General features: G+C 39.6%; 7 protein-coding genes. 4 read left to right on the top strand and 3 right to left on the bottom strand.

Features of this window, described 5'->3' with window-relative positions:
• On the bottom strand, positions 1-2,010 hold a 2,010-nt coding region (locus tag ACJHV0_RS10100; RefSeq protein WP_483134114.1), incomplete at its 3' end, for a TonB-dependent receptor.
• Positions 2,011-2,169: 159 nt separating this feature from the next.
• Between ACJHV0_RS10100 and ACJHV0_RS10095 the strand changes: the two genes are divergently transcribed.
• On the top strand, positions 2,170-3,519 hold the full coding sequence (locus ACJHV0_RS10095) for a hypothetical protein (protein WP_483134113.1): 1,350 nt from the start codon (positions 2,170-2,172) through the stop codon (positions 3,517-3,519).
• Between the two features lie 39 nt (positions 3,520-3,558).
• Here the strand turns inward: ACJHV0_RS10095 and ACJHV0_RS10090 are convergent, their stop codons facing one another.
• Positions 3,559-3,807: an alternative ribosome-rescue factor A gene (locus ACJHV0_RS10090; RefSeq protein WP_483134112.1), complete on the bottom strand. Its 249-nt coding sequence runs from the start codon at positions 3,805-3,807 to the stop codon at positions 3,559-3,561.
• A 140-nt stretch (positions 3,808-3,947) separates the two neighbouring features.
• Here ACJHV0_RS10090 and ACJHV0_RS10085 point away from each other — a divergent pair, with 140 nt between their 5' ends.
• The 3 genes from ACJHV0_RS10085 to ACJHV0_RS10075 are packed head-to-tail and all read left to right on the top strand — an operon-like array spanning position 3,948 to position 6,761.
• Positions 3,948-4,703, top strand: a complete 756-nt coding sequence (locus tag ACJHV0_RS10085) for a class I SAM-dependent methyltransferase (RefSeq protein WP_483134111.1) — start codon at positions 3,948-3,950, stop codon at positions 4,701-4,703.
• Between the two features lie 31 nt (positions 4,704-4,734).
• Complete coding sequence (locus ACJHV0_RS10080) at positions 4,735-5,811, top strand: AI-2E family transporter (protein WP_025236014.1); 1,077 nt, start codon at positions 4,735-4,737, stop codon at positions 5,809-5,811.
• Positions 5,812-5,828: 17 nt separating this feature from the next.
• On the top strand, positions 5,829-6,761 hold the full coding sequence (locus ACJHV0_RS10075) for a gluconeogenesis factor YvcK family protein (protein ID WP_334233531.1): 933 nt from the start codon (positions 5,829-5,831) through the stop codon (positions 6,759-6,761).
• Positions 6,762-6,851: 90 nt separating this feature from the next.
• On the opposite strand, the gene topA is transcribed toward ACJHV0_RS10075, so the two are convergent.
• Positions 6,852-9,458 carry a type I DNA topoisomerase gene (topA, locus tag ACJHV0_RS10070; RefSeq protein WP_483134110.1) on the bottom strand — a complete coding sequence of 869 codons (2,607 nt, stop codon included), beginning with the start codon at positions 9,456-9,458 and terminating at the stop codon, positions 6,852-6,854.
• Between the last annotated feature and the right edge of the window lie 9 nt (positions 9,459-9,467).

The raw sequence follows: 9,467 nt of genomic DNA, 5'->3' as shown, positions 1-9,467 counted from the left end.
CGGTAAATGATGTTTATGAATGCCACCTACTTTCACAGGAGGTAAATCAGTCAGCCAACCTCGTACCATATCACCGAAAATCGTCGCTTGATATTGCTCGTTAAAGCGATAACTCATCTCCGCTTCTAAGCCGTAAAAACGTGCCTTCGATTGGCTGTAACGACGCATAAAGAGATGATTTTCTCGATAGAGATTTTCGTTAAAAATATAGTTTTTGAAGTGGTTATAGTACACCGTGGTTTTATAACCGAACTTCTCGCCTTGATAGCTCAGCCCTAATTCAACGTTATTCGACTGCTCTTTTTTCAGATCTTTATTACCGTATTCAAACGAACTGGTCGCCAAATGCGGACCGTGGTAATAAAGTTCCATTGGTGTTGGATGACGTTCATTGTGTGATACAGTAAATGATAACTGGTAATCCGGATGGAAGAACCAGTTGAACGTACCCGAATAAGCATAGGCAGTTTTATCGTATGGCGATAAATCCGGCTCAACCTGTCTGCCACCTGATTCACTGTAGAATTTTTGTAAACGTCTGATTTCCTCAAGATCGTAGTCGATCTCAATTTTCTGTTTCTCAATGCGTCCGGCAAGCTCAAGGGCAAAGTTATCCCACATATATTGCTCAATCGCAAACAAGCTCAACTGTTTATTGTTGTTTTCAACTAATGGGAAACGCACTTCACGGTCGTTCGGAGCATTCATACTGCTTTTCTGTGTCTGATATTGCACGCCCCAAACACCGGTTAAGCCACCAATCGGTGAATGATAAAACTCCAAGCGGCTGTTTTTACCCCGATTTTTGTAAATATTGACCGGCTTGCCATAGTTCTGATCTTTCTTCAACTGCTTATTCACAAAAGTGCTGACTGAACCGGCATCTTTTTCATCGTGATAATAATTCACATCGGTATAGCTGGCTCGGATTTTATCTAAACCTCTAAACGGTTTTAACAGTTCGCCTTTCACATCAATTCGTTTGGATTTTAAATCCACCCACGGACCTTTGTGGGTATGGTCGTGGGTATGACCATACGGATTATCGTGGCTGTGCCCTGCATCCATTTCGTGATCGGTTCCGCAATGGAAGTGTGGACCGTGGCTAATCAGATCTTCATCCAGCAAATGCGGATATTTGTAGGTGTAAGCGTATTTATCGCGTACTTCGTTATAGATATGCCCGATACATTCATCAAATTTATGGTTATGTCCCGGCAAGCCGTAGGTGTCGGTGCGTTCATTATACGCTGCTCCAATATAGCCACGCTCGCCCACAAAAGATAAGCCCACCGTGCCGACACGAGAACGGTTGTAGGTATCCGGCACATAATTGAGCCTTTCGCCAAGCTGCAAACTTTTGACACGATAGTTATCACTATGGCGAGCTAATCCCTCCACTCGCAAGGCAACGTGCTGACCTAATCCTAAAGTTGCCCCTAAAACACCTAATCGCTCTTTACTGGCGGTATCAAAACGGCTATTGAGTTCTACTTCATAACCTTTTTCTGGTACTACGGTTGGAATGCGTTTATCCACCACATTCACGACCCCAGCCGGCGAACTGCTGGTATAAAGCAACGTGCTTGAGCCACGTAATACTTCTACTTGGCTTGCCAAAAGTGAATCAGCAACTACGGCGTGATCGGGCGAAAGGCTGGACATATCTACTACGTCCGAACCATTTTGTAAAATTTTAATGCGTGCACCTTCTTGCCCACGAATAATCGGCTTACTTGCCCCTCCACCAAATGGGTTACTGTGTACGCCTAATTCAGCAGATAAGGCATTTCCTAAGGTTGCCGAGCGTTTTTTAAATTCTTTACCCTCAATAATTTTATCGCTGACTTTGAGTAAAGTTACCTCACTGCCTTGGGCTATTACAGGTGTTGCAGTATTGCCAATTACAGAGACTTCATCTAACACTGCAACGTCTTCATTGGTTTGAGCTAAGGCAAGCGTACTTAAATGGGCGGAAATCAGCACCGCCAAAAGGGTTTTGTTTGTCATTCTTCTTTCCCATAAATAAATTAAGGTTAATAAGTTACGCGAAATTTTATCGACTTTCAACAATAACCATAAAAAATTTATATATATTTTTATATTTTACTCTTGCCAAACAAAAAATATCCATTAATATTTTATGGCTTTTAAAAAGGAGAATTTTTTATGCAATCTAAACTCAAATTAACCTTAGCGGCGGTTGCCGTATCTGTTGCCCTAAGCGGCTGTAAATCTACCGATGGTGCTCGTGTGGTTGAAAAACCAAAAGCTGAACAAGCGGTCGAAATTACCAAAAAACCTGCAAAATCGGAAAATGCAGGCTCAAATAAACCTGATACAAAGGCTGAAACAACAACGCCGACAAAACCTGATACGCCGGTTAAACCAAAACCATCTGAGCAACCAAAGCCTGTTGTGCCAGTCAAACCAACAGAGCCGGCTAAACCCGTTGAACCTAAACAACCCATTGAACAGCCAAATCCTGCTGAACCGACTGAGCCGACTAAACCTATTGAAGAAAAACCGGTCGAACCACAAAAACCGACGCCATCAACTTCAGTAAAACCGGTTAATGAAGACAGTTCAGGCAAATTATGGCGTGTAATTCCGTTAGCAAATAACGGATTATTAAGCGATGCCGGTGAAGTAAGACGTGAAGATCGCGATCATTTTGTTCACCCTGATGCGGATGGTTCAAAATCTCCTTTTGTAGCTGATGAAGATGACAAATCGCATAACTACTACTTAGTGCTAAATCTTGGTACAGAGGATAAAGAAAATGTCAGAATCCCAACCTTAATCTCAAACGGAGAAAGTTATTTGGGTAAACATTCAGGAGTATTGAACGATAACAAATTAGAAGGTAAACAACTTCTAGCTGGAAATAAGGATATGCCTGATGCCAAACAGATTAATTATCTCTACATCAACCAACCTTACTCAAGCTACGGTGCGTTATTTACCAATGAAAATGATAGTTCATTGTTTAATATCCGCTTAACGACAGGGCGAGATGGTAAAAAACAAAGTACGGAAGGCAGCGGCTCAAGCTATTCTGAATATGGCGTGTTTGATATCGTTAATGGAAAAGCCCAATGGAAAGATGGTTTAGTAGGGGATGCTATCTATAAAGGTAATGTCATCGCCCGATTTGAGAAAATAGTTGATGGTGAAACTATTGCCTATGCTCCACGACTTGACGGTGATGTTACCTTAAAACTCCATCTTGATAATGAATGGGACAAAAATAAACTCACAGGTGAAATAAACAGCGAAACGTTAGGTAAAATTAAACTGGATGAAAGTAAATTACCTGATGCGATATATTTAAGAGAAAGTATCAGTTTTAGTGACGGTGAAATATCTTATGTTGAAAAAAATAGCAATTTATCAGGCTATTATTCAACCGAATTTGTTGGCGAGAATCTCAATGATGCCGTAGGTAATATTGAGTTAGAAAGCAACAATAGAGAAGGTATTACTAAATATAATGCTGTATTTGGTGGCACAAAATAATCGTTCAGTAAATATAAGGTAAAGACCTTAGCCTATTATTTACATACTGCGATTTTTAAAATAATGAAGAAACCCCATATAAAAATACACTGAATGAATATTTTTATATGGGGTTTCTCCTTTAACATATAATGTTTTTTTGTGTTTTTCATTTCGGCGGTAACTACCCTTACCTTTACGATTTTTCTCTACTCGCATTTTAAACAGCGGATCTGTTACTAACGCTTTTACTGCACTCTCTTGGATATCGCCACGCTGATGGAGATAACCATTATTTTGTTTTGTCATACTATTTCCCTCTTCATAAAAAGTAAGCAATATTCTGTCAAATTCATCTGCCGTTGTATATAAAAATTGGGTATAATTGTTAAAATTTCAATGCAAGCGGTCATATTTTCAGATTATTTTGCAAATTCAGAGGTTTTATTATGAAAAAAGAAGAAGTTGGACATCATTTTTTAGCTCGCTTAGGTAAAACACGCTTACGTCCGGGTGGCAAAGTTGCAACGGATTGGTTAATTGGGAGCGGTGATTTTTCAAAAGACAAAAAAGTATTAGAAGTTGCTTGTAATATGGGAACAACCGCTATTCAACTGGCAAAACAGTTTGAATGCCAAATTATTGGTATTGACTTAGACGAAGAGGCTCTTGAAAAAGCCCATGAAAACATCAAAGATCAAGAAGTTGAGCATTTAGTTCAAGTACAAAGAGCAAATGCGACAAAACTGCCATTTGAAGATGAAAGCTTTGATATTGTGATTAACGAAGCAATGCTTACAATGCTCCCACAAGAAGCAAAAGAAAAAGCCATTCGTGAATATTTTCGTGTGTTAAAGCCAAACGGTTTTTTGCTTACACACGATATTATGCTAAACACAGACAATGCAGATGAATTATTAGCTGAGTTGCGTGATGCGATTAATATCACTGTATCACCACTTACAAAACCAGATTGGAAAGCATTATTCCACCATTGTGGCTTTAGAAATGTAGAAACTTTCTCAGGCGAAATGTCGCTACTCTCTCCGAAAGGTCTAATTCACGATGAAGGCGTATTAGGGGCAATGAAAATCGTAGGAAACGCATTAAAACCTGAAAATCGTGAAACGTTCAATAAAATGTACAAAATTTTTAACGATCCTGACCAAAAGTTAGGCTTTGTTGCGGTTTGTAGTCAAAAATAATTTTCCAGTTAGTTAAAAGGCAATACAAAATATGTTTCAAATGTTGCGAGAGTGGTATCAAAGAAAATTTACCGACCCACAAATAGTTGTGCTATTTGGTATTCTATTAATTGGGTTTGGCATTATTTATTTTTTCAGTGATTTATTAATGCCGCTATTAGTCGCTCTCGTATTTGCCTATTTGCTTGAATGGCCAACCCGCTTTTTAACGGTTAAATTAAAGTTACCAAGAACGTTAAGCGTTATTTTAATCTTAGGTAGTTTTATCGCCTTGCTGTCATTCTTAGGGGTAGTATTGTTACCAACCTTATGGAATCAAGCGGTAACTTTTATTCAAGATTTGCCGTCAATGTTCAACTTGCTCAATGCTTGGGTGCAAGGATTACCTGAACATTACCCGGAATTGGTGGATTACGCCACTGTTGATTCAATTATGAATACCGCGAAAAGCAATATTTTGAGTATGGGAGAGTCGCTTTTAACACTTTCTATTAACTCTATTATTAGTTTGGTTGGATTAGGTATTTATACATTCCTAGTGCCGTTAATGGTATTTTTCTTATTGAAAGACAAATTAGTGTTAATGCGTTCATTTAGTAAAGTATTACCACAAAACCGTCGCTTAGCTACACGCGTTTGGTTTGAAATGCAACAACAAATTGCTAACTATATTCGTGGTAAATTTCTGGAAATTGTAATTGTCGGAGTTGTAACCTACATCATCTTCCTCTTTTTTGATCTACGCTATCCGTTACTGCTTTCTGTTGCAGTAGGGATTTCAGTTTTAATTCCTTACATTGGTGCGGTATTAGTAAGTATTCCGGTAATGTTGGTCGCCTTATTCCAATTTGGCTTATCTCCTGATTTTTATTATTTAATGCTTGCTTTTATTATTAGTCAATTACTAGATGGAAACTTACTTGTGCCGTATCTATTTTCTGAGGCGGTTAATCTACACCCTCTCACCATCATTATTGCCGTGCTGATTTTTGGTGGATTATGGGGCTTCTGGGGCGTATTCTTTGCTATTCCATTGGCAACATTGGTTAAAGCTGTGGTTCAAGCCATTCCATCTAACCATACAGATGCAATTATATTAGAGAAATAAGCGGTTTTTTATAAAGAATGGATACTCAACAACTCTCACAAAAGCCTGCTCGCCACCATCATCTTAACCGACTCAATGCCGTTGTTGCCTTAGGAGGCGGACACGGTTTAGGACGGCTACTCTCTGCTCTGCCATTTTTAAAAGAACGGCTCACAGGTATTGTTGCAACCACCGATAATGGTGGCTCAACAGGGCGTATCCGCTCTCAACAAGGTGTAATTGCTTGGGGCGATTTACGCAACTGTTTGAATCAAATTATTGTAAAACCTACGGTTGCCTCTCGCCTTTTTGAATATCGTTTTGGTGGAACGGGAGAACTCAGTGGGCATAATCTCGGCAATCTCATTCTTACCGCCCTTGAAAATATGCAAATTAGACCGCTTGATGGAATTAACCTTGTGCGAGATTTGCTACACGTTAGATCAAAGCTTATTCCGATGTCGGAAACGCCTGTTCATTTAATTGCAGAGTTACAATGTGGCACAAAAGTATTGGGCGAAGTTCAAATTGATGCACTGGCTGAAACACCACATCATTTAGAGCTAGATACGCCTGTCTTAGGCACGCCGGAAGCGATTGCTGCTATTCAAGAAGCAGAGTTAATACTACTCGGTCCGGGCAGTTTTTTTACCAGTATTATGCCGAATTTACTGGTTTCAGATATTGCTCAAGCTATTCACCGAAGCCAAGCTAAAGTCATTTTTATTGATAACATCGGGCAAGAACACGGTCCTGCCGGGAATTTATCGCTTAATCAGCGAGTTGAATGGATTGAGCACTGTATCGGGCAATCTCGCATAAATGGTGTTATTACAACTGATGATGAACCATCTATACTTCCGCTGCATATTAAAACGCTGCGTAAAAATTTATCGGCTGATGATGTTTATTACCGCCACGATCGCAATAAATTAAGCAAAGCGATTGATGAATTAATTCACAATCTATAACTAAATAAAACAAGCGGTTAAATTTCTCTAATTTTTTGCAATTTGCAAAATGTAAAAGAAATTTAACCGCTTGTACTTTCAATCAATTCATTATTTTGAACGCTCTACCCACTTACCATCAACGTAATCAACAATCCATTTGGTTGCCTTACCGTTTTTATCTGAAGTAACATATTGACGTTTTTCTTTACGACTAAAACGAATAATAGCCTCATTTCCTTCAGGATCTTGCTGCGGAGCATCCGCAAGATATTGTAATTTCTCCGGCAATCTATCACGATACAAGGCTAATTCCGCCACTTTCGGAGCTCGGCTTTCACGCACTTTCGGGAAATTATGAGCAGACATAAATACGCCACTTGCTCCATCTCTTAACACAAAATAAGCATCTGCCTTTTCGCACTTTAGCTCAGGAAAAGCAATAGGTTCTTCTCGTGGAGGGGCAACTTCACCATTTTTCAAAATTTTTCGGGTGTTATCGCAGCTTGTGCAACCCATATATTTGCCAAAACGACCTAATTTTAAGTGCATATCCGCACCACATTTATCACATTCCACAACAGGTCCGTCATAGCCTTTAATTTTAAATGAGCCTTGTTCGACAACATAACCATCACAATTTGGATTATTACCGCAAACGTGAAGTTTACGCTCGGCATCAATCACATAGCTATCCATCGCTGAATCACATTTCGGACAGCGTTTGCGTGCCATTAAGGCTTTTGCCTCAGAATCTGAATCCAAGACATTCAAGAATTCGGCTTCAGGAATTAAATTCATCGTGGTTTTGCAACGTTCTTTTGGTGGTAACGCATAGCCTGTACAACCTAAGAAAACCCCTGTAGAAGCGGTACGGATAGCCATTTTTCTGCCACAAGTCGGACAATCAATATCTGTCGGCACAATGCTGTTTGGCTTCATCCCTCCTTCAAGCTCATCTAACTCCGCTTGGGTTAGCTCTTCAGAAAAATGCTTAAAGAATGTATTTAATTCATCTTTCCAGTTTTTATTACCTTCTGCAATTTGGTCTAAAACTTCTTCCATATTGGCAGTAAAGTCGTAATTCATTAAATCTTTAAAAGATTCATTTAAACGATCGGTAACTACCTCACCGATTTTTTCCACATAAAAACGTTTGTTTTCAGTGCGAACATAGCCACGCTCTTGAATGGTCGAAATAATTGAAGCATAAGTTGAAGGGCGACCAATTTTACGCTCTTCAAGCTCTGTAACTAATGAAGCCTCATTAAAACGTGCAGGCGGTTTGGTAAAGTGCTGGCTTGGCACAACTTCATCAAGTTTGAGTTTTTGATGAAGTTCTACTGCCGGTAATTCTTGATCTTCAGGATTTTTCCCTTGTACCGGCAATACTTTCGTCCAACCATCAAAACGCATTACACGTCCGCTCGCTTTTAATTCATAATCTCCGGCACGAACAGTTAATGAAGTAGAATCGTAGCGTGCAGGCAACATCTGGCAAGCTAAGAAACGACGCCAAATTAAGTCATATAAACGTTCAGCGTCTTTATCCATACCTTTTAAGTCTGCCATTTTCACATTCACATCAGAAGGACGAATAGCTTCGTGGGCTTCTTGTGCGTTATCTTTACTGCGATACACATTGGCTTTCTCTGGCAAATAATTTGCCCCAAAGTTATCTTCAATATAACCACGAGCCATCGCCAGAGCTTCACGGCTTAAGTTTGTAGAGTCGGTACGCATATAGGTAATATAACCCGCTTCATACAAACGTTGAGCCAACATCATTGTTTTCTTTACCCCAAAGCCTAAACGTGTGCTTGCGGTACGTTGTAACGATGAAGTAATGAATGGAGCAGATGCTCGAGAACTGGTCTCTTTTGCTTCAATATTAGAAACAATAAAATCACTTTTTTCTAATGCTTGAACGGCAACATTCGCATCTTCTTCATTTTTCGCTGAGAATTTTTTACCTTTGTAAGCCGTCAATTCAAGCGGTAATTTTTTACGATTAATTTGCGTATTGGCTAAAATTGTCCAAAATTCTTCACTTTGGAAAGCTTTAATTTCACGCTCTCGCTCAACTAACAATTTCACCGCGACAGATTGCACACGCCCGGCAGATAAACCTCGAGCGACTTTTTTCCAAAGTAATGGCGATACCATAAAGCCCACCACTCGGTCTAAAAAGCGACGGGTTTGTTGGGAATTCACGCGATCAATATTCAGTGGCTGAGGATCTTCAAATGCCTTTTTAATCGCATCTTTGGTAATTTCATTAAACACAACTCGACTAAAGCGACTGTCATCACCACCGATAATTTCACGTAAATGCCAAGCAATAGCTTCCCCTTCTCTATCCAAGTCGGTTGCCAGATAGATATGGTCTGCTTTCTTCGCCAGCGATTTTAATTCAGATACTACTTTTTCTTTATCAGGCATAATCTGATAGTTCGCTTTCCAGCCGTTGTATGGATCGATTCCCATACGTTTCACTAAAGCTGTACGTTCTTTTTCTGCCTTTACTTTTGCTTTTTCTGTTGCACTTAGCCCTTTAGTTGAAATCGGCTTTGCTTTTTCCGTTTTTTCATCACTGCCGCTTTTCGGTAAATCACGGATATGCCCCACGCTTGATTTCACAACATAGTCGCTACCAAGATATTGATTAATTTTTTTCGCCTTAGCCGGAGACTCCACAATAACGAGTGATTTTCCCATAGTTTATTA

Source organism: Mannheimia sp. (assembly GCF_056854775.1).
This window is presented reverse-complemented; position numbering and strand designations above follow the sequence as displayed.